General features: G+C 37.8%; 32 protein-coding genes and 1 pseudogene (1 of these 33 only partly in view). 18 read left to right on the forward strand and 15 right to left on the reverse strand.

What is annotated here, in order from left to right; translation table 11 throughout:
- A complete protein-coding gene (locus tag FIB07_07045) occupies positions 1 to 621 on the forward strand; it encodes a V-type ATP synthase subunit D (GenBank protein NJD52610.1) in 621 nt (206 codons plus the stop codon).
- A gap of 76 nt (positions 622 to 697) precedes the next feature.
- Here the strand turns inward: FIB07_07045 and FIB07_07050 are convergent, their stop codons facing one another.
- The 5 genes from FIB07_07050 to FIB07_07070 all read right to left on the reverse strand — a co-directional run bounded on the left by FIB07_07050 (position 698) and on the right by FIB07_07070 (position 3,949).
- Positions 698 to 1,039, reverse strand: coding sequence for a type II toxin-antitoxin system VapC family toxin (locus tag FIB07_07050; GenBank protein NJD52611.1), 342 nt, complete (start codon positions 1,037 to 1,039; stop codon positions 698 to 700).
- Entirely contained in the window at positions 1,014 to 1,244 is a 231-nt protein-coding gene (locus FIB07_07055; protein NJD52612.1) for a DUF104 domain-containing protein, read from the reverse strand. Before FIB07_07055 ends, FIB07_07050 begins: the two co-directional genes overlap by 26 nt.
- Before the next feature lie 337 nt (positions 1,245 to 1,581).
- The gene (locus FIB07_07060) at positions 1,582 to 2,100 is read right to left on the reverse strand and encodes a helix-turn-helix domain-containing protein (protein NJD52613.1); all 519 of its coding nucleotides are present in this window, start codon (positions 2,098 to 2,100) and stop codon (positions 1,582 to 1,584) included.
- A 71-nt stretch (positions 2,101 to 2,171) separates the two neighbouring features.
- Positions 2,172 to 2,696 carry a GDYXXLXY domain-containing protein gene (locus tag FIB07_07065; protein ID NJD52614.1) on the reverse strand — a complete coding sequence of 175 codons (525 nt, stop codon included), beginning with the start codon at positions 2,694 to 2,696 and terminating at the stop codon, positions 2,172 to 2,174.
- Complete coding sequence (locus FIB07_07070) at positions 2,696 to 3,949, reverse strand: DUF2157 domain-containing protein (GenBank protein NJD52615.1); 1,254 nt, start codon at positions 3,947 to 3,949, stop codon at positions 2,696 to 2,698. Before FIB07_07070 ends, FIB07_07065 begins: the two co-directional genes overlap by 1 nt.
- Positions 3,950 to 4,074: 125 nt before the next feature.
- Between FIB07_07070 and FIB07_07075 the strand changes: the two genes are divergently transcribed.
- From FIB07_07075 to FIB07_07100, 6 genes are all read left to right on the forward strand, one after another.
- On the forward strand, positions 4,075 to 4,929 hold the full coding sequence (locus FIB07_07075) for an EamA family transporter (GenBank protein ID NJD52616.1): 855 nt from the start codon (positions 4,075 to 4,077) through the stop codon (positions 4,927 to 4,929).
- The gene (locus FIB07_07080) at positions 4,926 to 5,765 is read left to right on the forward strand and encodes a type II methionyl aminopeptidase (protein NJD52617.1); all 840 of its coding nucleotides are present in this window, start codon (positions 4,926 to 4,928) and stop codon (positions 5,763 to 5,765) included. The genes FIB07_07075 and FIB07_07080 overlap by 4 nt, the downstream gene beginning before the upstream one ends.
- A gap of 44 nt (positions 5,766 to 5,809) precedes the next feature.
- Positions 5,810 to 6,433, forward strand: coding sequence for a radical SAM protein (locus tag FIB07_07085; GenBank protein NJD52618.1), 624 nt, complete (start codon positions 5,810 to 5,812; stop codon positions 6,431 to 6,433).
- A 68-nt stretch (positions 6,434 to 6,501) separates the two neighbouring features.
- Positions 6,502 to 6,789 (forward strand): winged helix-turn-helix transcriptional regulator, encoded by a 288-nt coding sequence (locus FIB07_07090; GenBank protein ID NJD52619.1) that lies wholly within the window; start codon positions 6,502 to 6,504, stop codon positions 6,787 to 6,789.
- A 140-nt stretch (positions 6,790 to 6,929) separates the two neighbouring features.
- Positions 6,930 to 7,127: a hypothetical protein gene (locus tag FIB07_07095; protein NJD52620.1), complete on the forward strand. Its 198-nt coding sequence runs from the start codon at positions 6,930 to 6,932 to the stop codon at positions 7,125 to 7,127.
- Positions 7,128 to 7,145: 18 nt separating this feature from the next.
- A complete protein-coding gene (locus FIB07_07100; protein ID NJD52621.1) occupies positions 7,146 to 7,976 on the forward strand; it encodes a sugar phosphate isomerase/epimerase in 831 nt (276 codons plus the stop codon).
- A 2-nt stretch (positions 7,977 to 7,978) separates the two neighbouring features.
- Here the strand turns inward: FIB07_07100 and FIB07_07105 are convergent, their stop codons facing one another.
- Complete coding sequence (locus FIB07_07105; GenBank protein NJD52622.1) at positions 7,979 to 8,872, reverse strand: hypothetical protein; 894 nt, start codon at positions 8,870 to 8,872, stop codon at positions 7,979 to 7,981.
- Positions 8,873 to 8,929: 57 nt separating this feature from the next.
- Positions 8,930 to 9,892 carry a hypothetical protein gene (locus FIB07_07110; protein ID NJD52623.1) on the reverse strand — a complete coding sequence of 321 codons (963 nt, stop codon included), beginning with the start codon at positions 9,890 to 9,892 and terminating at the stop codon, positions 8,930 to 8,932.
- 103 nt (positions 9,893 to 9,995) lie between these two features.
- On the opposite strand from FIB07_07110, the gene FIB07_07115 reads away from it, so the two are divergent.
- The gene (locus FIB07_07115) at positions 9,996 to 10,478 is read left to right on the forward strand and encodes a DUF255 domain-containing protein (GenBank protein ID NJD52624.1); all 483 of its coding nucleotides are present in this window, start codon (positions 9,996 to 9,998) and stop codon (positions 10,476 to 10,478) included.
- 8 nt (positions 10,479 to 10,486) lie between these two features.
- Here FIB07_07115 and thiI read toward each other — a convergent pair whose 3' ends face one another.
- A complete protein-coding gene (thiI, locus tag FIB07_07120) occupies positions 10,487 to 11,686 on the reverse strand; it encodes a tRNA 4-thiouridine(8) synthase ThiI (GenBank protein ID NJD52625.1) in 1,200 nt (399 codons plus the stop codon).
- Between the two features lie 342 nt (positions 11,687 to 12,028).
- On the opposite strand from thiI, the gene FIB07_07125 reads away from it, so the two are divergent.
- The 4 genes from FIB07_07125 to FIB07_07140 all read left to right on the forward strand — a co-directional run bounded on the left by FIB07_07125 (position 12,029) and on the right by FIB07_07140 (position 13,681).
- Complete coding sequence (locus FIB07_07125; GenBank protein ID NJD52626.1) at positions 12,029 to 12,235, forward strand: hypothetical protein; 207 nt, start codon at positions 12,029 to 12,031, stop codon at positions 12,233 to 12,235.
- Positions 12,236 to 12,396: 161 nt separating this feature from the next.
- Positions 12,397 to 12,759, forward strand: a complete 363-nt coding sequence (locus FIB07_07130) for a hypothetical protein (protein NJD52627.1) — start codon at positions 12,397 to 12,399, stop codon at positions 12,757 to 12,759.
- 94 nt (positions 12,760 to 12,853) lie between these two features.
- Complete coding sequence (locus FIB07_07135; GenBank protein NJD52628.1) at positions 12,854 to 13,273, forward strand: nucleoside 2-deoxyribosyltransferase; 420 nt, start codon at positions 12,854 to 12,856, stop codon at positions 13,271 to 13,273.
- Entirely contained in the window at positions 13,274 to 13,681 is a 408-nt protein-coding gene (locus FIB07_07140; GenBank protein NJD52629.1) for a hypothetical protein, read from the forward strand.
- 1 nt (position 13,682) lies between these two features.
- Here FIB07_07140 and mch read toward each other — a convergent pair whose 3' ends face one another.
- The 3 genes from mch to FIB07_07155 all read right to left on the reverse strand — a co-directional run bounded on the left by mch (position 13,683) and on the right by FIB07_07155 (position 15,638).
- A complete protein-coding gene (gene mch / locus FIB07_07145) occupies positions 13,683 to 14,633 on the reverse strand; it encodes a methenyltetrahydromethanopterin cyclohydrolase (GenBank protein ID NJD52630.1) in 951 nt (316 codons plus the stop codon).
- A gap of 130 nt (positions 14,634 to 14,763) precedes the next feature.
- Positions 14,764 to 15,324, reverse strand: a complete 561-nt coding sequence (locus FIB07_07150) for a TMEM165/GDT1 family protein (protein ID NJD52631.1) — start codon at positions 15,322 to 15,324, stop codon at positions 14,764 to 14,766.
- A gap of 101 nt (positions 15,325 to 15,425) precedes the next feature.
- Positions 15,426 to 15,638 carry a hypothetical protein gene (locus FIB07_07155; protein NJD52632.1) on the reverse strand — a complete coding sequence of 71 codons (213 nt, stop codon included), beginning with the start codon at positions 15,636 to 15,638 and terminating at the stop codon, positions 15,426 to 15,428.
- A 176-nt stretch (positions 15,639 to 15,814) separates the two neighbouring features.
- On the opposite strand from FIB07_07155, the gene FIB07_07160 reads away from it, so the two are divergent.
- The 3 genes from FIB07_07160 to FIB07_07170 are packed head-to-tail and all read left to right on the forward strand — an operon-like array spanning position 15,815 to position 17,150.
- Positions 15,815 to 16,132: a hypothetical protein gene (locus tag FIB07_07160; protein NJD52633.1), complete on the forward strand. Its 318-nt coding sequence runs from the start codon at positions 15,815 to 15,817 to the stop codon at positions 16,130 to 16,132.
- On the forward strand, positions 16,129 to 16,464 hold the full coding sequence (locus FIB07_07165; protein ID NJD52634.1) for a hypothetical protein: 336 nt from the start codon (positions 16,129 to 16,131) through the stop codon (positions 16,462 to 16,464). The genes FIB07_07160 and FIB07_07165 overlap by 4 nt, the downstream gene beginning before the upstream one ends.
- Entirely contained in the window at positions 16,458 to 17,150 is a 693-nt protein-coding gene (locus FIB07_07170; protein ID NJD52635.1) for a hypothetical protein, read from the forward strand. Before FIB07_07165 ends, FIB07_07170 begins: the two co-directional genes overlap by 7 nt.
- 2 nt (positions 17,151 to 17,152) lie before the next feature.
- Here FIB07_07170 and FIB07_07175 read toward each other — a convergent pair whose 3' ends face one another.
- The 4 genes from FIB07_07175 to FIB07_07190 all read right to left on the reverse strand — a co-directional run bounded on the left by FIB07_07175 (position 17,153) and on the right by FIB07_07190 (position 19,632).
- Positions 17,153 to 17,536: a hypothetical protein gene (locus FIB07_07175; protein NJD52636.1), complete on the reverse strand. Its 384-nt coding sequence runs from the start codon at positions 17,534 to 17,536 to the stop codon at positions 17,153 to 17,155.
- A complete protein-coding gene (locus tag FIB07_07180) occupies positions 17,533 to 18,573 on the reverse strand; it encodes a U32 family peptidase (protein ID NJD52637.1) in 1,041 nt (346 codons plus the stop codon). Before FIB07_07180 ends, FIB07_07175 begins: the two co-directional genes overlap by 4 nt.
- An 85-nt stretch (positions 18,574 to 18,658) precedes the next feature.
- Complete coding sequence (locus tag FIB07_07185) at positions 18,659 to 18,865, reverse strand: hypothetical protein (protein ID NJD52638.1); 207 nt, start codon at positions 18,863 to 18,865, stop codon at positions 18,659 to 18,661.
- A gap of 14 nt (positions 18,866 to 18,879) precedes the next feature.
- Positions 18,880 to 19,632 (reverse strand): CPBP family intramembrane metalloprotease, encoded by a 753-nt coding sequence (locus FIB07_07190; protein ID NJD52639.1) that lies wholly within the window; start codon positions 19,630 to 19,632, stop codon positions 18,880 to 18,882.
- 315 nt (positions 19,633 to 19,947) lie between these two features.
- Between FIB07_07190 and FIB07_07195 the strand changes: the two genes are divergently transcribed.
- The 3 genes and pseudogenes from FIB07_07195 to FIB07_07205 all read left to right on the forward strand — a co-directional run.
- Positions 19,948 to 21,114, forward strand: a complete 1,167-nt coding sequence (locus FIB07_07195) for a GNAT family N-acetyltransferase (protein ID NJD52640.1) — start codon at positions 19,948 to 19,950, stop codon at positions 21,112 to 21,114.
- Between the two features lie 30 nt (positions 21,115 to 21,144).
- Positions 21,145 to 22,398: a hypothetical protein gene (locus FIB07_07200; protein ID NJD52641.1), complete on the forward strand. Its 1,254-nt coding sequence runs from the start codon at positions 21,145 to 21,147 to the stop codon at positions 22,396 to 22,398.
- A gap of 569 nt (positions 22,399 to 22,967) precedes the next feature.
- Positions 22,968 to 24,101 (forward strand): annotated as a pseudogene (locus tag FIB07_07205) (hypothetical protein); it runs 33 nt beyond the window's last position.

A 24,101-nucleotide genomic window follows, 5' to 3' on the forward strand; every position in this document is an offset into this window, starting at 1 on the left:
ATGGCGATAAAGGACAATATAAAACCAACACGTTCGGAGCTTATCGAACTGAAGAAGAAGATCAAGCTCAGCCAGGGCGGTCATAAGCTTCTTAAGATGAAGCGGGACGGCCTGATCCTTGAACTTTTCGAGATACTTGAGAAAGCAAAGGACATCAGAAGCGAAGTTGAGAAGCAGTTTGCCCTTGCAACACAAAAGCTATCCATCGCCAAATCGGTCGATGGCGTAGTGGTTGTGAAATCCACTGCTTTTGCCCTTAAGGATAACCCCAAACTTGAACTTGAAAGTAAGAACGTGATGGGAGTAGTAGTCCCGAAAATCGAAGCTTCAAGCGTGCATAAGAACCTTTCCGAGCATGGTTACGGTATTATCGGCACAAGCTCCCGTATTGATGAAGCAGTTGATTCCTATGAGATCCTTGTTGAGAAGATAATCCAGGCAGCTGAGATCGAGACAACAATGAAGAAACTGCTTGAGGATATCGAAAAAACCAAACGCAGGGTAAATGCTCTTGAGTTCAAGGTTATCCCGGAGCTTGGTGAAGCCAGGGATTTCATTGTGCTGAGGCTTGAAGAGATGGAACGTGAGAATACGTTCAGGCTGAAGAGGATTAAAGGGTAGTATTCTTACTTAACAGATTATCTGATTGAGACTTTCAGGTTTTTCCACATTGTCTTAAGGGCTTCAGACCTCCTCATCACTGGGGACGCATGCCATATGCTGCTATCCATATATCATTTTCAGGAATAGGATTTCCTTTCTTTTTTAGATCATAACGTACTTTAGCATAGCTTATTGCGGCAGCTTCATCAATTAACATGAGAATAGAATTATTGGCAAACAGGATTATGTCACGCTCATTTTTTTCAGGTTTTGCGCTATTGTTTGCACCATATAGCAGTTCACCCAATACGATAGCAGGAAGAAAGATAGAAACAGTCGAATCTATCAAGGTACAAACCTCAGGAATGGTTTCCCTATAAGCAATTACTGCATTAGTATCAACAGCCAGCTTACCATTCACCTTCAATTTTTTCAAACTCCTCTTCTATGAGCTTTTGCTGTTCTTTTGCCTCATTATGAGTCAATGTCCCAGCCACATCACGAAGTCCTTTTTTGGTAGGGTGAGGACGTACCGTTACTACCACATTCTGATGTTCCATGATTCCCTTTAAAGGTTTAACTGGTTTCAACACATTATCTTCATATACTGCTTCTATTGTTTGTGTCGTACTTTTTATCATCAAAATTCAAATCGAAGATATTGGATTATTAAGATATATATCCTCTGTAAGCATGAACTACCACTCCTCCACAAAAGCCAGATTATTAAGATATATATCCTCTGTAAGCATGAACTACCACTCCTCCACAAAAGCCAGATGATCAAAATGGTAATCCCATGGAAGAAATCAACATAACCTGGACAAGCAGTGATACAGCTATTGGTACTGCATCTCCGGATGATGCAATGACAGATGCGGATGGTAATGCAAGTTCGAAGGGGAAATAATGCATCAGAAATTACAACATTTCAACCTTATTTAAAAAATCAAGGCTTGATAATTCTTTCTAACAATTCTATCCCATCTTTTTCGCCGCAAGTTCTATCGCTTCGATCAGGCTGTCTTTTGGCATGATAGAGGTAACTGGAATTCGCAATATCTTTTCAACCGTGGTGCTTACGATAGGAGCGCATACAAGCGCCTTTGCGCCGTCCCTTTCAGCTTTTACTGCGGCGATAATGGCTTCTTCCATTGAGGTTGCGGAATATTCCCTGATCGTAAGGAGCCTTCCGGCTACTTTTAATTTTTTCTCAGTGATATAATCAAGGACTGGCCGAGCGGCGATAACGGCGATAAACTCTATTTTTTCAGTTCCTTCAATTTTTCGAAGCACTGAGACTATCTGCCTTAAGGTCTTAATGTTAGGTTCGCGCTGGCCTGATAATAATTTATATATTGTACTTGCAGGAATACCTGATTTTTCGCTGAAATCCGCTGCTGTCAAATGAAGTTCATCCTTAATTATCCTGTGGAGTTCCCTGATAAAGATTTCATCAGATTCCATTGCTGCACGTATCAGATTTTCCGAGGTCATTACAATATAGATATAGATGTGATTATTAATACGTTTGGGTGAATTGGAACTTATATTTGCCTAAAATTCGCTTAATTCCCAAAACTCACAGGCTTATCATTTATATACAATTCCTTTATAAGCGCCCTGCATGTCCTGTCCACTGATACCTTGACAGAAACATCACGGATTTCCCGTTCAATATCCCTTCCCTTTCCTTCAGGGACAAAGTAGCTCTCTATGCCCCATTGCACATTGATCTTATTCTGGTAAGAATTTGTTACCTTTCCTTTGATACATACTTCATTTCTTTGCGGTGGCTGGCTGAAATGTCCAACTCTTGTTACAAACCAGAACTTCTCACCTTTTGCCAGGATCGCAAAAACATTCTCTCCATCCATAAAAGGACTGTCATACCCGATCTGGGTAAGGTCGATAGCCGAGATCTCATACCGCAGGTTCACAAAATCGCCCCTGAACAGGTCATTTGGATCGACGGGGACAGTTTTCAGCAATATTTCATGCCCCAGGCTTAAGGTGTAATAATTATACCCGATAAATCCTAAAAGGATCACTGCGGGAACAAGCATTGCTTTTACGAATATTTTCCTATCCATTATTCTACCCCTTTCATGGCATTAAGAAGATTTCTTCTCTTTTTCTCAAGATATGTTGCAAAGAAAAACAGGAAAATCCCGCCAATGATGAGTCCAAGGCCCTTAGGAAGCATCCCCTGAAGGTGGTTAATGTAAACCTGCATCACGCCGAGGGCAAAAAAAATGATCCCCATATTAACAAAGTCCACTTCATTCTTATAATATCCTATAGAGATAGTCACTATCGAAAGTCCGATCTGGAATGCACTCAATACAGCAAATAACATTTTTTCCGAACTGGGACTGATTTCAAAATAAGTGCCATATTGTTCAACACGCATTGTAAAAAATTGCTGGGGATATGTGTTAATGACGAACAGGACTATCCAGCCTATAAAAGCCGCAAGCAGCAAATAGAATTCATATTGTATACTCCTTAGTTTTTCCTTTGCCATCAGATTTGCAAGAATAGAAATAACTGCAATTATCGCAAAGGCAACATAAAGAAATTGTGCAGTGACTGAAAATCCCGCCTGCTGCGGATAGTTGTATATGTACCGGAATTCGGACGGCCAGATGCTGAAATAAAAGTATGAAATAAGAATAAAAAATATTCCAAATCCTTTATATGTCATCCTGAATCTTGCCCATTTATCCGTGAGTTCATGTAGCTGGCCGATACTATACAGTGCAATGCCGAACAGTAAAAATAGCAGAAGCGGTGATGACATACCCCTGTATTCAGGACTGACCGAAAATACCAGCCAGTATGTAAAGGTGATGATATTTAAGCCGATAGAGGGTCTTGAATCAAAAACATAACCCATCGGGGATATGGCAATGAACCAGAGCAGGACAAGCCAGTATGCGTCAACATTAATATTAAATATCTGCCCGATAAGGAATATGCTGGCGCCTACCAGTATCGAACCCAGGAAAATCAGTGCATGACCGGCCCTGGGGTAATTTTGTTTTTCAAATCTCATTACATATCCGGCATAATATGATGAGAATGTTGCCGTAAAGAGCAATACGATTTTGATGAGATCAGGTATATATTCCCAGTTCGAAGCAAAGAACAGGATTACGCCAACCCCAATAAGTATCACGGCAAGCGTTGAAAGAGCGGTAATTACATTGCCAGGTTTGTATGTCTTTTTTTCAACATCATGTCTTTTCATTATGGCTTCAGCCCGGGCACTGTCTATAATGCCATCCCTTTGCCAGTCAACCATTTCATCTTTAAGCCTGCTGTAAAATTCTTCTTCATCCACTAAGATTCCCTTCTTTTTATTTATTTTCGTAAGATACAATCTTAATTATTAATAAATCTTTGTATGATTTTATATACAGACTTCGTTCCACAATCTTTTTTGTCTTATGAGCCATTCAGAACCCAATGGATAAAAAAAGCTTCTCCGGATACGGGGAAATAATCATTGCAGCGGTATTGTGGAGCCTGGCCGGGATATTTGCAAAATATATACATGGGATGTCAGCCCGGAGTATTATTTTTTACAGGGTTTTACTGGCTTTTGCTATATTTTTCATATTTATTCTCATTTCCGGAAACCTCAGGATAATTAAGCTAAAAGACAAAAAAATCTATTTACTGTTATTTGGCATAATGCAGGCCGGGACAATGCTGGCATTTTTCATATCCGTATTAGAAGGATCAGTCTCAATCGCAGTCTTATTATTATATACAGCTCCTGTTTATATTACCATATTATCCCCATGGCTTTTAAAAGAAAGATCCACAAAAAAGGGGTTCATCGCCCTTGTTATGTCAATAATTGGTATTCTATTGATAGTTGATCCCCAAAAGCTTGATTTTACACATTATCCTGCAGGAATACTTGCAGGGATTGCATCAGGTATCATGTATGCTTTCCAGATAATGATCTCGAAATATGCAGGTTCAACTTATTCAGGCTACACCCAGGCTTTCTGGAGTTTTCTAATAGCGGCCGTGATTCTTCTTCCTGTTGGTATCGCTCCTTTTGATATAGTTCTTGATAACCTGGTTTATTTAATTCTCCTGTCAATATTTCCTACTATCCTGGCTGTCTCACTATATTTTAACGGATTAAAAAAAGTAAAGACACATAGCGCCAGTATACTCGGATTAATTGAACCTGTAAGTGCTGTTATTTTGTCTGTCCTCCTTCTTCATGAGCAGATATCAACCCTTGAAATTATCGGAGGCGCACTTATATTGACAGGAGTTGCATTAGTTACTACAGACAGATGAACCATTATATCCACGATTACTATGTTGAAGCCGGAAGAATTGCGGCAAAAGTCCGGACTGATGCTCTCTCCAGGATAAAGGAAGGTATCCCTCTCCTTGAGATCGCGGAATATGTTGAAAAAAGGATAGAAGAACTGGGCGCAAAACCTGCATTTCCCTGCAATATTTCAATAAATGAAATTGCCTCCCATTATACTCCGCAGGATTACCAGCTATGCTTTCGAAAAGGAGACGTCGTAAAATTAGACCTGGGGGCTCACATTGAAGGCTATATTGCAGATACTGCTGCTACTATTGAAGTCGGGACAAATAACCACACCCTGTTGATCCGTACATGCGAAGAAGCGCTTGAAAAAGCTATTGCATCCACAAAGGATGGGGTTGAAACGAATCAGATAGGGAAGATAATTGAAGATACGATCAAAGAACGTGGTTTTAATCCCATAAAAGATCTGACCGGTCATAATCTTGAACAATATCAACTGCATGCGGGCGTCATAGTTCCAAATTATAAAAGCTTTTTTAGCCATACTATCAGGAAAGATATGGTTTTTGCTATCGAGCCCTTCGCAACATACGGAAGCGGGAATATAAGAACCGGCAGCCCCTTTATTTTTGCAATAAACAACGGGTGTAAAGGAAATATGCTTACAGATCTCAGGAACAGGTTCGGTTCGCTTCCTTTTGCTCCAAGATGGATCCCTGTAACTGATCTTAATGAACTGAAGGGAGCAAGAGAATATTATGAAATAATAGAGAAGAACGGTGAAATTGTCGCCCAGTCTGAACATACTGTTATAGTCAACGAAGAAGGGTGTGAAGTAATCACGAGATGAGGAAAGTAATATGAGATAGGAGCCACAAATATAAACAAGGCAAGATGAACAAAAACAAAAACAATAAAGATACCGTCATTTACGAGGCACACGGCAACCTGTACCTGAATATAACAAATAGATGTACTGCTGATTGTATTTTTTGCCTGAAGCGCTACTCCGATGGGATATACGGTTATAATCTCCGTCTCTCGAAGGAACCCCCGCTTTCCGAAATAATAAAGCAGCTTTCCGAGCATGACCTCACAAAATATGATGAAGTAGTTTTCACGGGCTTTGGTGAACCTCTTGTGCGCCTGGATGATGTGCTTGAGATCACAAAATGGCTTACTACCCGTGGAATTTCGGTGAGGCTTGATACAAGCGGACATGCAAAACTCTTATATCCTGACAGGAATGTTGCAGGAGAATTAGCTGAATCAGGTATGAAAGTCATATCGCTCAGCCTGAATGCCCAGGATGCTAATACTTATAACCAATTATGCGATCCCAGGTACATAAAGGCATACGAGAAGATGCTTGAGTTTGCAAAAGACATTTCAAGTTCCAGGATTGAATTGAGATTCACAGTGGTTGATCTGCCAGTAGTGAATATTGAAAAATGCAAGAAAATCGCAGATGAGTATTGTGCGCAGTTCAAAGTACGACATTATGGTGGTTCTGTTTGAACTGTTATAACCACAAGGTATAATTATTATATTATTCATCTATTTGTGTTGACAGGAGATAGAATTTTCTGAAGAAGTTGCTCTGGTATCTGATCGCAGGAACACGTGGAGGACAAACCCGTGCATTAATGTTGAAACTGCTCATTGATAGGCCTTATAATGCAAATCAGCTAGCTGAAGCTATGAATATGGATTATAAGACCATAAGGCATCATCTTGATGTGCTTACCAAGAACGGTGTAATAACTATGGAAGGTGACAAATATGGCGCTATGTATTTCATCTCCAAAACAATGGAGGCTAATATAAATGAATTTAATCAGATTTGGGAAAAAATTGATAAACAAAGCCACTGAAAATAACAGGAGGAAATTTTATTCAGATTACTGAAATCGCTTATTATGTTTCGGCAGGAAATATCGTATTGCTTTTGGTGCTCCTGGTTTCATATATTCAGATATATAATAAGATCAAGTCTAACTTTACTCTGGGCCTTATGATATTTACGGTCGCATTATTATTACAGAGTTTTTCACGGGCGATCATGCTGCTTCTGATAATAAACAGCCCGCCTCCGGCACATGTATATCCCATAATAATAAACCTGCTGGGCTATAACCCCATATATGTCGTGATCCCGGATATCCTTGAGTTTGTGGCTCTAAGCATATTGCTATATTTCACCCGGGAATAGGAAAATCACAGGTGACAGATGCGTTTATCCTGCTCATCTCTCTTTCTCTGGGAATATCCTGTATATGATATCATGGATATCCTGCAAAAAGCAGGCATTAATAGCGTTGAATTCTGGGCAGAAACACCTCTTTTCTGGATGGACCGGAATAACGAAACCACTGTTGCGCGGTTGATACAGGCAATTTCCACCATGCCACAGGGCTGTACTTTACACGCGCCTGTCATGGATCTAAATCCTTCTTCTTATAATGATCTTGTCTATGAGGCGACACTCAAGGAAACGTTGTGGTCTATTGAGCTTGCCAGTATTCTTAAGGCCCGGGTTGTTACTATACACCCCGGCAAAAGAACAGCACGCCGCAAACCCACAAACGAGGACTGGGAGAAATTCATGAAGTATCTTGAAATTTCCTTTAAAAAGGCGAAAAGTAGCGGTGTAAATCTTTCACTTGAAAATAGCATGCCTGGTGTTCAATCGATGTGTTCCGGTCCTGAGGAAATGAAAGAAGTGCTGGATCAATTCCCAGGCCTGTTTTTCACATTCGATGTAGTCCATGCATATTTAAATTCGCCCCGGACGCCCATATCTTTCATAAACGAGCTTGGCGGTAAGATCATAAATGTTCATATCGGGGCACCCCACAATGGAAAGCCCCATTTTCCATCACATCACCAGAAGAAAATGGATATTATATTACAGCGCTTGCGAGATTCAGGATATAAAGGCGATCTTACTATTGAAATCGATGATAAGGTCTACCCAGGACAATTAACGAGAGAAGGAAAAATTAATGAATTGATAGGTGAAAGAGAATACCTGGAGTCGATATTTGATGGCATGGATTAAAATTATCCGGTTTTTCTCCGGAATATCCCTGTTATAATTAATGAAATAATTGCTACTATAATTGTAAACCCTGTTATGGATTTTTCCGCTTCCTCCATTTTCAGTGGTGGCTGTGGAGGGATAGGCTCAGACTTTACTGAAAAGGCTTTTGGCTGGGGAAAATTATCTTTCGCATTTTTAGCGCCTAATTTAATAACATACTCCCCGCTGCCTTGAAAATCATTCCAGTAATTTCCCATTTTGTCCAGATCCCATGAATTCAGGCCGCTATTATCATAAGCCTGGTCTTTATTATCTATGAGATTATTCTGGTATATGATATTTGTTTTTGAAGAATATGCATAAACTCCGATTTTATTGCCCTTTATATTATTATTGAAAATCTTATTATCATTTGAAGCATATAAATTAATACCATATCCTGAGTTTGATTCGATAGTATTCCCTGAAATGATGTTGTTACTGCTTCCCTGATATATGGAAATACCCACTGAATTACCAGTGATGATCAGGTTTGAAACAGTATTTCCACTCCCTTTATAAATCGCAACCCCGGCATCTTCCTGTCCCCCACCACCGCTGTTCTTTATTGTAAATCCGGTTATTACTATGTTGTTTACTTCATCTATCCTGATCCCGCTACTGGTTTTTCTGCCTTCAATAATAGTTTTTTCCCTGTTTTTTCCTGTTATTGAAATTCCATTTGTTTTGATAAGAGGATTTTCATTGTATATGCCCTCGTCTACAAGAATCGTATCGCCTGTTTTTGCAGCATCGATAGCTGATTGAATAGTTGTATAGGTCTTACCCTGTCCGACCTGAAGAGTTGCTGCTGTTGCATAACTGGTGATTAATAATACGAGACAAATAAAAAGACAAACTTTTTTTAATACCATAATTTCACCGGTATGGTATCGTCTTATAACTTTAAAAAGATTATGAATTAATGCAAGTTATTTAGTTGCATTAACTCTTACATTGATTGTCTGGATTCTTGGCTCCCCACGCATCGGTTTGAAATATAATCCAAGCCTGTATTCTCCTGTAGTGTTAAAAATATAACTATTTCTTGCCCTGAGAACCATATCCGGGATTTTCTTATCCATTTCAACAATTGTATAGTCGGAATCCATCTTATTAATCCACAGAACCATATCTCCCGGTTCTATATTCAGATTATCGGGGAAGTATTTGTCATCTTTAACAAATGTTGTAAAGTTCTTTCCAGTAGGTGTTGCTACAACAACAGGCTCAGGTGTGGGGGCAGGAGTCGGCGTTTGTGTCTCGATGATCTCTGGAGCAGGAGTATTTGTCGGAGTTGGTGTTGGTGATGGGCTGGGTGTCGGAACCGGGGTAAATTCCCTTACATCCCCGGGATAAAGTGTTATCGGAATTACCCTTGCTTCGATCTTTTGCCCATTAACTATTAGAGTTATAGTTATATCATAAGTACCTGCAAGGCTTCTTCCTTCCATCTCTTTGATTGTATGGAATTTTGCACTGATCGATTTTACTGTTCCGGGTTCAATCTCTGTTCCAAATTCTATCGGGTCAATAAACCTTGTTTTCTTTTCCTCGCTCATTGTTTTTAAATAAAGATTCGCAAGAGAATCATCAAGAGTCTTAAGCCTGGCTTTTATTTCTATGGTCTCATTTGTGATTTTTTCAGAGCCTGTATTAGCAATAAATAATTGGGCTATTACAGCTTCTCCTGCCCTCACGTCATCTCTATCAAACTTTATATCAACTATATTCGCATTGAGGTCTGGATTGGCCCTATCGAATTTTTGTATCTCGACAGGTGTTCCTTTCGTAGCACCCTCACCTGTACAACCGGATAACGCTGTGGCTATTAGGATTATTAGTATAATGGAAAGATATTTGTTCATTGTTACCATTATAGAATTTGCATTCATTGCTTAAAAAGTTTTCTCATTATAATAATGATCACGATATCGTATAATAACCTGTTGATGTTTTTACAAATAATTTTATACCAATACAGTTAATTCTATCCTGATGAGCAGATCAGTAATGTTATTACTATTTTTAATAGTATTAATAATCATTCCTGTAAATGCCGAAACAACACAATGGTACACTTATGAGAAAGGTATGGATGCTGCAAGTTCAATGGAAAAACCCGTAATTCTTGATTTTTATGCAGATTGGTGCAGCCCGTGCATAGAAATGGAAAAGAGCACGTATCCTGACCCGCGTGTTGTTTCGGAACTGAAGGATTTTGTTGCTATAAAAGTAAATACGCAGATAAGGATCGATATCGAAAATAAATATAATATAGCATATTATCCTACAATCGTATTTCTTGATCCGAAGGGCAGTGAGATCTCACGGCATGTCGGATATCTCGGGCCTGAAGATATGGTGCAGACTATAAAGGAATCACGCGGTAAATTACCAAAGGAAGCACCGGGATTCCAGGCATTATACTTGCTATTAGCGGTCTCATTGTTGATCATAAAAAGAAGAATCACCGGATGAATTAAGAGTCATCGGGTGAATTTTTTAATATTTTTCAGCATATTATCAACCAGCGAGGGAACATCTATAAGTTTCTCAGCTTCTATGACTTCTTTTGGTTTAGATGCTGTTGATGGATATTCCGGGACTGCCATGCAGCATGTCGCAGGTTTTGTTGAGGGCTCTAATGTGCCGATATTTCTTGCCATATTGGTTATCTCAAGCTTATCAAGCCCGATAAGGGGATGATAGATCGGGTATTCCATGCCATACATCTCTGCGAGCATATTTTCCGATGTCTGGGAAGCCACCTGGCCAAGCGATGAACCCGTAATTATCCCATGCGCATCTTCCATTTTCAGTACCTCGCCAGCGATCCTGTACATCATGCGCCTGCATAATACGCAATTGAGCCTGTTATTGCAATTACTCAGGAATGCCAGGAGATTTTCACCATGCGGCGCTTCGTAAATTGTAAGTTTCTTATGCGGCGACCATTTCTGCAGCACATCAATGCAGCTCATTGCTCTCTCGCGTGTACTCTCATCGGAAAACGGATCGTTATTCAAATACAGGGGTATTATATCGCAACCCCGTTTCATCATCAGCCATGCGGCAACAGGTGAATCAATACCTCCTGAAACAAGAGCCACCATCTTTCCCTGGGTTCCAAGCGGCAGGCCTCCCACGCCTTTAACCGATCCCGTGAACACATAACCTTTTTCCTGTCTTAATTCTATAAAAATTTCAACATCAGGATTCTCAAGGTCAACAGTAACGTTACCGTTCATTTCGTCAAATACGGCGTCACCACAGGCAATACCTATATGCCTGGATGTAAAATCATGATTTCCTGCCCTCCGGGCCCTGATTGCAAATGATTGGCCTTCTTTTAGAACATCATTAGCGATTTCTGCGCATGATCCTGCAGCGGATGAAAGTGTAGCCTCGCACGTATAAGCAGGGCTGACTGAAACAACACCAAAGACTTTTGAAGCGCTTTTTATGGCATTCGGGTCATCGGAATGTATGAAGATCCGCCCCATTTCACGCGTTATATTGGAAAAATTGCAGCCTTCTGATTTGAGCATTGATTTTAAATTCCTGACCAGTATCTGCTCAAATCTTGTCCGGACATTCTTGCTCTTCAGGGCAAGTTCATCGTACCTGACTATGATTACATCAGTATTTTTCAAAATATTTTCACCTTTTTTATCAGATTCCAGAATATGGACTGAGGTGGATATAAGGATATAAGTTAAAAAGTTAAAAACCTTCAGCAATCATTAATTATGATGAATTTTTGGAATTTAAATGTTTCCGACCGATGATTATATATATTGATATCTTAAATATCTTTTATTAAAGAACAATGGGGGTTAGGTTATGACTAAATGCATTATGAAAAAATGCCCATGCAGAACGTGGATAAACTGTTCGTATTACAACTCGATACGATATCGGTCTTCACATTCGGTTAGTAAAACTGAAGTGCGTGACTGGTATAAAATCCATTTCAGGATAGAATACGAAGCCCCTGATTCCTATTGTAATGGCTAGTGGGGGAATATATGATCAATAAACAAACGGGGGAAATTGAAATAATGCCAGAGGCGAACCTGGCAATAGAAGTATGTAAGAAAGGAACACCGGAACGTAATGCAATCATGCTTTGCCTGCAAATCGACTATGCCTTCATATATCAGGGTCTGCCAATGCCGGGGGAAATGTTCAGGCACCTGACAACGTGCCAGAGTGCAGGGATTGTAAGGTTGTGATTGCAAGGTCATAGTCAAAAATATCGAACTGGTTAGAGATTATGAGATCCAAAAACTTTAATATTTTTAGTCAATAGCCAGCGCATAACGTCACACTAATTTCACACTAATTTCACACCTCCCTATATATACAATCCAACATATGTTAAAAATGAAAGCTTATGCTTACGTTAAAGATCCCTGTATTGATCCTTACAATATTATTCGCTCTTATAGGTGTTTATCTTGCAGCCAGGATCTATATAGCCCAGAGGAGGATCGATCCTGCCACCCTCAGGGCACGTGCTTTTCTTAATGAGTCTTTTCTCAAGGGAAGCTGGAAATTGATCCTTATGTCATTGATCCTTTTCATAATCCGTGCCATTGTGGAACTGGAAGAATTACTAGAGGGAGTAATGGATGAAAAGAGTGCTGAGGTGCTCGATGAGATAATAGTCCTGGGGATACTTATATGCCTTATCTTATTATTATATAAATGGTTAAAACTCATGAATCCACCAAAACTGGATCTGCATGGTAAATAGGTGGTTTGACATTCTGAAAGATGGATTGGATACCGGGAAAAGGATGTCAATACTTTCACGTTGCTTTAGAAATCTTATTTAACTAACAAGTGGTATATATATTATGAAAACTGTTTATCTTGCAGCCCCACTTTTTTCTGAAGCTGAGTGTGATTTTAACCGCAAGCTCAGGGATGAGTTAATAAGCGCCGGCTTTAATGTGTTCCTGCCGCAAGAGGATTCCAACAATGTAAAAGGTATGTTGGACCGGCAGAAAATAATTTTCAATAAGAACCTGAAGGGGATTGAGAATTCGGATATAATCGTTGCAGTTATAGATGGAGCTGATGTTGATTCGGGAACAGCATGGGAAATAGGTTTTGCTTTTGCAAAAGCTAAACCCGTTCTTGGCCTCAGGACTGATTTCAGGACGCTGGGCATCGAGGGAACTGTGAATCTCATGATAGAGCAGTCTGTGGTTCTTTGCATGAGTGTCCCGGAGTTATTAAATCATTTGAAATCGAGATTCAGATAAATGGACGAATATCATTTAATAAAGCAATTTTCCAAACCCCGGGAAGGGGAATTTGTTCCTGTTACTTTCATTGAGTTTAAACGAAAGCTCGTTGGCTGGTCGCCAGAATTAAAAAGAAGTGTCTATATCGAAAGCGAAGAGGAAAAAGCAAAGCTAAAAAGGGTGAGAGAGGTAAATTTGATGATCGCTATCAATCATTTATCCGGGAAATTATCCTCCATCGAGCTTAATGATGAGGAAAAAGCACAGTTTGAAGAAGTATATAATTTATTCCTTAAAAAAGGGGGTCAATTGTTGTATACCCGGAAAAAAATTTGCACAAAATTCATTGCCTTTTTTGAGTTAAATGAACCAGAAGAAAAATTAAGGGACGTACCTGAGAAAAATCTGTTATCTGATATGTTATAGTTTATATTCCGCTTATACCGTAAGACTCCAGGATAACTTCACTATTCAGGTGGCCGGCATGGTATGTCTTACCCGTCTCCAGGTCATTTACTGAAATTTCAGCCGGAGCGAACACATTTGCATCAATCTTGAAGAAATCATATCCAGCATCCTTGAAAGTCTTGTAGAATGGTTTGCCGTAATCTTTTGAGGTACTGGACGGCACCATTTTGAATTTATCCTCCTCAAATCCCTTGACCGTCAGGAACACAGAACCATAATATATCACACTGTCATTGGTGCTTCCCATTGCCTTCAGGTCGTCTTTGACCACTGGCGCGATAGGTGCGCATCCTGTGCCTGTTATTATCTTTTTGGTATCATATCCCAGCTCATTAAGCTTGAATATAGCTGTCTCAACAACCCGTCCTGAAACCTGTACTGAACCAACAATGCTTGCTGTTGGCGCAACTAATGCGATCACATTTTCAGACTCAACATGGCATGCCTCCGCTATTGTGTCAATTACTTTTTCATCAGGAAGCTGGTTTGATTCAAGAGCGATAACAGCATACTCATAATCATCTTCATATTTTATCCGCTCATAGGTTTTCTTGGGTTTTAACGCAAGAGCTCTTGCAGGGCCTGAACCCATGGCGAAATATTTATCCACACTTATCCTCCACCCTGCTTTTTGTGCTCCGAGGCATGACATCGCAGGATGATCGGTTGTAACATCTATGAAAGCAAGCGGTATATCGCTTATTTTATGTACGGATACCGAACAACCCCCGAATCCCCCCATACAGATTTCAGTGAACAAAAGACCGGCTTCATACCCCCCGGGTACGTTTATTCCGCAATCTATTACTTTGCCGCCGTTTTTCAGTTCCAGGGCTTTGATTTTTAACTCCTCTGACCAATCCATCATTTCTTCTGCAATTTCCATTGCTTTTTCATTGACACTTAGCAAAAAATTCACCGCCTAATAGTACACATAGTTAGTAGGAAAAGCAAGCTTATAAGGTTTTTGAATTATTATTTTTTTAAGGGCAATTATGATAACAATTGTTAACATCGATCTTCCGGATTATCTTTTTTGTCTAAAATCCTGCTATAAACAGTATCCCGAACAGGATAAACAACGCGCCTGCGCCCAGCTTTATTTTTGATAGCGGCACAATTTCACATAGTTTTTGGCCAGCAAGTATCCCCAGAAGGCTTATTGCCGCAAGCGCAAGAACTGCGCCTGTAAAGACAAGATATGGTGAATTGTATTTTGCTGAAAGTGTGATCGCCGAAAGTTGTGTTTTATCCCCCATCTCAGCAAGAGCTATCATGCTGAAAGTTGAAATAAACGGGTTGAGCACCGGAGAATTATTGTTTTCTTCATTATCTTCTTTAGATCTTAGCATCATTATCCCGAATACAATGAACATGAGGCCGGCTATTATTTTGATAATATTTTCCGGGATCAATCGCAATAGTCCTTCCCCGACAAGAACACCCAGCCCGGTTACAAGAATAAAAGCAAGTACGACGCCTGCGAAGACCTTCTTTCTATCATATCTTGCAGATAATGCTATCACTGTGAGCTGTGTTTTATCGCCAAGCTCGGCAAGGGCAATAAGGCCAAATGTTGTTAAAAGGGGAGTTATGTCCATAATTATCTCTTATATAAGTTTCATATAGCTTTTGATCATTTGTTAGACTTCTATCTGCTGCTATTCACATTGAACTACCAAATACTTCTATCTGCTGCTATTCACATTGAACTACCAAATATTTTTGCATGCATTAGTTTTTTTGAAATTCTTGTCACCAATGCAGTCTCATAAGGAGATGCAAGAGCCCGTGCATTTTCCAGACAGTCCTCAGCCCCCAATAATTTTCTATCGGCAATGGTAATGCACTGCTCAAGATGACATCTTTTTTTTGCAACGGCACTTTTCAAAAGCCTGTATTGTTTTTCATTCACTTTTCGCAAGTGAATACTCATTGTCATTAATATTGCTAAGGTAGATTTGTTGATATAGTTTATATTTATATGCATACAGGAAAAGGGATAAAACAATAACTTCATCCAAATAAGTATTTATTTGACCTGTACATATTTAAAAGTCATATAATGATAAAAAATATTACTTTATAATCATGGCTTCAGCAAATCAATTATTTCAATTCCCACAATCAATAGTATATGATGCTATCAAGAAAGCCTTTAAAGAACTTGGGTGGAAAATAACAAAAGAATCTAAAGCCAAGATAAATGCATCTACACCTATTACTCTTGCATCGTGGGGGGAAACTATAGAGATCATAATTTCTTCTGAATCAAAATATACTAATGTAAAAGTAACTTCAAATCCAAATTCACAAATCTTTGATTGGGGGAAAAGCACGGAAAATATTAAGACCATGTTTGATACAATAACAAACCTATTGACAAAGGATGCATTGGAGAAAAAATGAGGCTGTATGTGCAATGTCAATATTGCAGAAATAAAATATATATTAATAGTCCAGCCCAAATTAGAAGAGAACTGCCATTCCAATTTGTTTTACGATGCCAACAAATAGGATGTTCCGTTTATAGAAGGGATGCATTTTATACCCGGAATGAAGTTTTTGCTGAGACTAATGTAGGTGGTGCAGTTAGTGGCGCTATAGTTTTAGGAGCACTTGGAGCACTGGTTGCAGGGCCAATTGGAGCAGTGATTGGTGGTCTTATCGGATCGAAAGCTGGCTCTAACACAGATGAACTGGATAGAGAAGCCGTTGAGAGGTTCAATAGCTCATGGTGAACTTTTCTGATTATTTCGATCAGCTTTTTTTCTTCAATCCATACTATGTCATCCCCTTTCTTTTTGCAGTAGTAATTTTATATGTTCAATGGTCTGAAAGGGGTAATAAGAATTTTTTAGTCTTGAGCACTCAAATTTTCGGTATATTCTCTTTTACAATCTCAGCTGAATACATTTTTATATTTTTATTGACAGATTCATTACCCAGCTCCTTATCATGGCTTCATAAAATTCTTTTGGGAATAGGAGTTTTAATCACTCTGTTGGTTATATTTCAGCATACTACAGAAGGTACATGTATTGGCACTTGGATATCTAATATTTTAAACAAATATTTCTTGCCAAAAGCGATACCAATATCTATTTCTCCATTCAGTGAACAATTGGAAAAATTGCAAGAAATAAGAGAGAATATTATGGTTGGTAATAAACAAGAGTTTAATATGTCATTTCAGTCTTTCCTTGAAATCGGTTCATCAATTATAATGACATTAGAAAGGATTTATTCAAACGATAATAATCATATAAAAATCATTAAAAACATATACGATAGCTGTAAAAAAGAGTTCATAGATTTGAATGGTACGATTGGTACTAATCCACTCGATAATACGAAAAAAATATCGATTGCCAATTCAATTTCGGAATTTATAGGTAATATTGATGGGTTTACAAAAAGAATTTAAAATTACTTTCGCCTCTCAAACAGCAGCATATACAGGTCCGGTCTTGGCATCTTTCCTGTGCCTCTTGCAAATTCCGGATAACATCGGGAACATAGAGTGCGCCAGTTAAGCGATGCAACGATGGAGCTTCCGGGCACAAGACGCGCAAATGCCACTGTTGGCTTGACCCCAAGGTTTTCGGCCATTTCTTTGATAATTGGCAGGATTTGGGGCTCAAAAACTTCCAGGTCATCAAATTCAAGCCCTCTCATATTTGCTGTAATACCTGAACATCCGCAGGGCAGGGCGAACATATCAAGCTCTATTAAAAGTACCGGCCTGCCTATCAGTTTTCTAATCTTTTCTTCAAAGCCGGCCCTGTTTTTCAAAATATCTTCTAAAATCATGTTTTCACCGCTACTGTTTCCCATGGCAGACACATCTGGTGTTCTGTTCCCCCATTTGAATAAACCTGTGTGACTTTCTTTGTAAGTGTCCTGCAATAACCGCATTTGTTGCATACTTTTTTGCAGTTAGTCCATTGTCTCTCCAGGATACCATCCAGGCTTTTATTGGGAATGTTATACAGGTCTTTTAGGTCCTTGGGACAATCCAGAATGTCCATAAGATTCCCGTCATAACTTTCGCTATAATATGCGTTCACACAATTCAGGATCCAGTCCACAAAATGCGTCCTGCCCCCGATTTTATAAACATCGGTGATATCCCTGTAGAGCTTGATATCCTCAGGTCTTATCCATGGGGATTTTATGATCAGTTCGGGATTTTCAATCCGTAATTCAAGGCATTTTAAGTAATAATAATCATCAAGCACATTGGGTCTTGGTTCAGGCCCGAAGGCATGAGAAAAGAAGTTAAAATGCGCATACCTGAATGGGCAGCGGTAAAGGCATCCTTCATTGACAAGGAGCTTTAATTCGCAATCCACAGAATCCCTGATTGCATGAAGCACATCAAAATGCCTGTTTACATTTGAATCAATTACTATTGATTTTGCGCCAAGGTCTTCGAAGAACTCAGCCTTTTGCGGGGAATCCACAAAAGCAAGCACTGATACTACAACATCCACATCAAAATCCCTTGAAATTGTCTCAACAAGATAAGGATCCGCAACAACAATGGAATCAATCCCGATATCCACAAGTTTTTCAACATACCAGTGGTTTGTCCTGTATCCTTCGGGCGTAAGCTGGCGTCCTCCCATGCAGCTTGAATTTAGCACAAGTTCCATCTTAACCCCGTTCTTATGGGCGAATTCAGTTTGTTCCTTTATGTCCTCAAGCTGGGGGGAGGCAAGATTGCTCCTTCCGGTACCTATATAATCAGGTGAGCCTGCCATGAAAATAGAGTATATTTTCTCTTTCCGGGTCAATAATTCCTTGAGGCTGTCGATATGTCCTGGGGATGGGACGAAAAGCTTCATGGTTTTCCCTCTTAGTTCCAGTTATGATAAAGGTTTTGCAGGATTATTTTAAAAAAACAGAAAGAACTTAATATTGAAAAGTAATTCAGGTATATATGGGTATTATAATTGCAGTATCAAATATGCAAACATCCTTTCCCTTAGATGCTAATCTGGAGGCCCTTGCAGTTATTTCCATTATTGTTTCGGTTTTTATCACATTATTGATTTTAGATTCCAGATATTGGAAAAGATGTGCCTCAAGCACCCTTGATGCGATCACAATTCCTATGCTAATTACTTTTGCAGGCATAGTTGTTTATGAAATCACTTTAATAATATAGGTAATATACCAAAAAGAACCATATTTGTAGTGCCGTTGATGGCAAGGATAAAAGGAAAGCTCCTTGTCTTCTGGAATGCATAACCTATAATAATTCCAAGCAGGGTTGCTAATAATATTTCGTTGATTTGCCCATAAACAGAATGCATTATTCCGAACAAAATAGCGGTTAAGAAAAGTCCCTTTTTTAAGCCAATTACTTTTTCAAGCCTGGTCTGGAGTATTGATCTGAATATAAGCTCTTCTACTGCGCCTATGAAAACAAACATCACAATAGCGATTAGTACAAGGTTAGAAAGCTGGATATTTTCGATCAGGGTAAAAGGGTCAAGAATGCGGTACTCAAGCATTGCAAGGTCTATGCCGATGATAAGAGCGATGGGAAGGTAAATATGGAAATGTTTGAAATGCATCCCGATTTCATTTAACGAAATATCCTGATTTTTTATTATAATATAAATTGGTATGAACATGATAGCATTTACCAGGACATACCAGAACAGGGTATTTGTAAAGAATTGGGGCATTACGAGACTTATTATCCGCATCAGGACCAATAGTATCATACTTTGAAGAACTTTTTTGGTATCTGGTTGGAAATTGCTGAAAATTAAGGCCAGACTTATTAACTGAAGGTTTATTATATGTATTGGCAGGCCTATATTCACCTGGCCAAAAAACATCATTAGTTCGCCGGACAATATCCCCAGTGCAGGAAAATAGATCTCTCTTTTCATTTTATTAAATCAATCCCCTAATTTATTCAGTCGTTATTTTATCTTCATTAAATAACCATAGTGATTGCTATAAAGGTTATGTTTTGTTCTGACATTTCCTTGTCAATTTGAGACAATTACTTAAACCCTCCACGTGTCTTTATTTACAGCAATACTTGTAAGTTGCGAAGGTAAGTATAAACAACCATAATCTATTTCAATCTAATATATCAATATTATATTGCCTATTGGAAAATTTATGTTTTTTCCATTTATGGGCTGCTTATGTGGGATAAGTTTAGAAAAGCTCTTTAAAGGGGAAATAATGGGGATACAATGAAAATAAGAGAAATAAATTGTGTTGATGAATTCAAATCTATAAGAGAAACATGGAATGATCTTCTTGGAAAGAGTTGTGATAAAAACATATTTTTAACCTGGGAATGGTTTTTCAAGTGGTGGGAACACTTTGGCACTAACAAGAAGCTGCAAATATTGATAATTGAAGATCAGGATGATATAATTGGAATTATGCCATTGCTTTGTTCAACTTATCATACTTTTCTTTTTAGCTATAATGTTGTCGAAAATATTGGAATAAATCTATCGGATTACGGAGGTATTTTTTATTCTGATATTGATGAAAGTCAGATCAACAAGATGTTTGACCTGATAAAAAATTATCTTAACTATAATAAACTTATTATTCGCTTCGACCAGCTGCCTGATGATTCAAAGTTCTTTAAGATATTGCATAACCAATCATTCTGCAATTCATTATTTGTAGGAGAGAAAAAAACAGGTGTTTCTTCATATTTACCTGTTCAATCGTCATTGGATGATCACTTAAATAAATTGAGTAAAAAATTCAGGAAAAATCTGCGAAGAGGAGAGAAAGATATTCAAAAAAATTATGGTAAAATAAAATTTAAAAAAATTATAACACCAAATTCTTTAGATAAAAATTTAAAAGACTTTTGGAGTTTGAATCAAAAAAAAGTGAATCACCAAAATTTACCTTATTTTACTAAAACTCAAATGAAATTTTTGACTGAGGTATCAAAAGAATTGGCAAACAATGGATGGTTAAATCTCTCCTTTCTGGATGTAAATGGACAACATGCATCCGTTGTTTTAGGTTTTGAATATGAAGATAGATATTATTATTACCAAACAGGATCTGACCCAAATTATTCATCCTATTCCATTGGTAACATACATATACTCTACATACTAGAAGATTTAATTGCCAGGGGTTTAAAAGAATTTGATTTTTTAAGAGGAGATGAAGCATATAAACTTAGATGGCAGTCTCTACTAAGGAATAACAATCGGATTGTGATGATGCCAAAAAGTTACATTTCTAACTTCCAATTTAAAATTCTGAATTGGATTTTTCTATATGATGAAATTAAAAAACACAATCTGATAGAAAATTATAAATTATTTAAGTATAAAATTAAACAAAGAAATGAAAATGAAAAACTAAAAAATAAAATATAATCATTTACACATTTTGAAATAGGCTAAATTATGCGTTTTCTCAAGAAAATTTATAACGATTCACTCGTTAAAAATTTTTTTTACCTCATGATGACTAATCTTTTAAATCTTATCCTAGGTTTCTTTTTCTGGATTATAGTTGCCAGATACTATTCACCAGATGAAGTTGGAACAACTTCGGCAATATTATCAAGTATGTCCCTGATTTCAATGATAAGTACTTTAGGTTTTCACACAGCTTTTATATACTATCTGCCAAGAGACCGAATAAACGCCAATAGAATTATAAACTCATGTATAACATCAAGTATGGTTGCCTCGCTTGTTTTTTCATTTATTTTTATTTTGGGAATCAATATCTGGGCGCCGGTATTGAGATATATTTTTGAAGATTTGAAATTCTTCATACTTTTTGCTACAGTTACGACTGTTACGACTATATCAGCGCATATAACCAGTGCTTTCATAGCAGGAAGAAGATCTTCATTTCACATGACAAAAGAGATAATTTTTGGTTTTATTAAGATTCTTCCCCTCCAGATGCTTTCAATTTTCGGAGCTATGGGTATATTTATGGCATGGGGTATAGGAGTAATGATTGCAGTAGTGACTGGATTTTTTTTGTTATCTTCGGTGTGGAAAGGATATTTGCCTGCCCCCATGCTTGATCCAATAATTAAAGGCATGGCAGGATATTCGGTAGGGAACTATCTTGCAGAAATTTTGTATACTCTTCCACGTCTTGTCCTGCCTGTAATGATCGTTAATCTTGTTTCTGCAGAATCTACAGGTTTTTTCTATATCGCTATGATGATAGGAGGTCTTCTCTATGGGATCCCACAATCGATATCAAACTCGCTTCTTGCAGAATCCTCAGATGGCGGGGAGTTATGGCATAAGGTGAAAAAATCAATAAAATTAAATGCCGCTATTCTTTTTCCCGGAGTTATATTTTTCGTGTTTTTCGGTAAATTTGTACTAAATATTTTTAATCCGCTCTATGCCGAGAATGCATCCGCTACTTTATTAATACTTACAATTGCAAGTCTTCCCGTTTCTATTAATACGTTGTTTACAGCCGTCAGAAACGTTCAAAAAAGAGTTTATAGCGTGATAAAGATAAATGCTGGAATTGCTGTTTTTACACTTGCCTTTGCTTTTCCTCTTTCAAGAAGTTCAGGTATAGAGGGTACAGCCTTTGCATTTCTTGCAGCGAATTCTCTTGCTGCTATTGTTGTAATCTATAAGATGAAAAACCTCGTGCAGAATAAGGAAAATAGTTAATGAATGTATCATATTATAAAGATTATTTTTTGTTCCAACCCTTTATTGCAGTGTAACCAGACTAGCATTTAAGTATTACTACAAGAAATAAGTATGTCCAATACGTTTTTGCATAAAGTCAACAATAGTCATAAATATATAAAATAGACAAATAATAATTATTGTTACATTAAAAACACAAAAAAAGTATATTGAAGAGTTAAAAATAGAAAAAAGATCAAATAAATCTTTAAAAACTTTAAAAACCGTATAAAACTATCGATTTACTTTTATTCTATAAAAATATGGGATGAATTGGTGATTTCAATGAAAATATTGAATAAAAACATAATATATAAGCGTATATCGACGAAACAATTAATCTTGAAATTAATAAAAAATGTGACATATCAAAGAAATCTCAATTTTATTATCGAATAAGTCAGGATTATACATACAAAAACAATTTAGAGCGACACGAATTTTAATTATGGTAATCATTGTGAAGATCATAATTTTTAAATATAAGAACAAATATCATTCAAATAATAAAAATATTTAATTATCCTAATGATGATGAAAAATCAAGTATGAACAATAAAAGGATGGGATCAAATATGAACAAGAAAAAAATAGAATTAAAAGCGATAAGATATATAAATGCAGGATTTATTATTATTAATCTAATCTTGCTTTCCATATCAATATCGTCGGCAGCTACTTTTGATGTGAACCTAGTTGCTAACCCAAGCTTTGAAAAAGGAATCAATACACCCGACAATTGGGAATTTGTGACAAGCAATGGAAACACCCCTGTATCGGACAGCCTATCAGTGACCGGAGAAAGATCGATTAAAATTAGCCTGCCAGGAACAACTGATTCTATATCAGGATCTCCACAGTCTGATTTAATAATTGCTAAACCTCTTACAGATTACACCATCTCTGCTCAGGGTAAAACCAATGCTGCAGGCGGCACTAATCCCCCTGCAATCAGGGTAGTTGAACTTGATGCAAACAAGGATTGGATAAAACAGACAAATCTTTATTTCAACAAGGGTACGAATGATTGGACAAAGAATAGTATGGATTTTAGGACAAGTTCCAATGCAGCATATCTTTATATGTATGTTAATATCTGGAATGGTTATGGGACTTTCTGGGTGGATGATGTTTCATTAAGCCTGAAAAACGCAGTTATCCCAGAACCAACTTCCACACCAACATCAACACCAATAGTTTCCAATCTTATTGCTAACCCAAGCTTTGAAAAAGGAATCGATACACCCGACAATTGGGAATTTGTGACAAGCAATGGAAACACCCCTGTATCGGACAGCCTATCAGTGACCGGAGAAAGATCGATTAAAATTAGCCTGCCAGGAACAACTGATTCTATATCAGGATCTCCACAGTCTGATTTAATAATTGCTAAACCTCTTACAGATTACACCATCTCTGCTCAGGGTAAAACCAATGCTGCAGGCGGCACTAATCCCCCTGCAATCAGGGTAGTTGAACTTGATGCAAACAAGGATTGGATAAAACAGACAAATCTTTATTTCAACAAGGGTACGAATGATTGGACAAAGAATAGTATGGATTTTAGGACAAGTTCCAATGCAGCATATCTTTATATGTATGTTAATATCTGGAATGGTTATGGGACTTTCTGGGTGGATGATGTTTCATTAAGCCTGAAAAACGCAGTTATCCCAGAACCA

Source organism: Candidatus Methanoperedens sp., from assembly GCA_012026795.1.
Lineage (GTDB): Archaea > Halobacteriota > Methanosarcinia > Methanosarcinales > Methanoperedenaceae > Methanoperedens.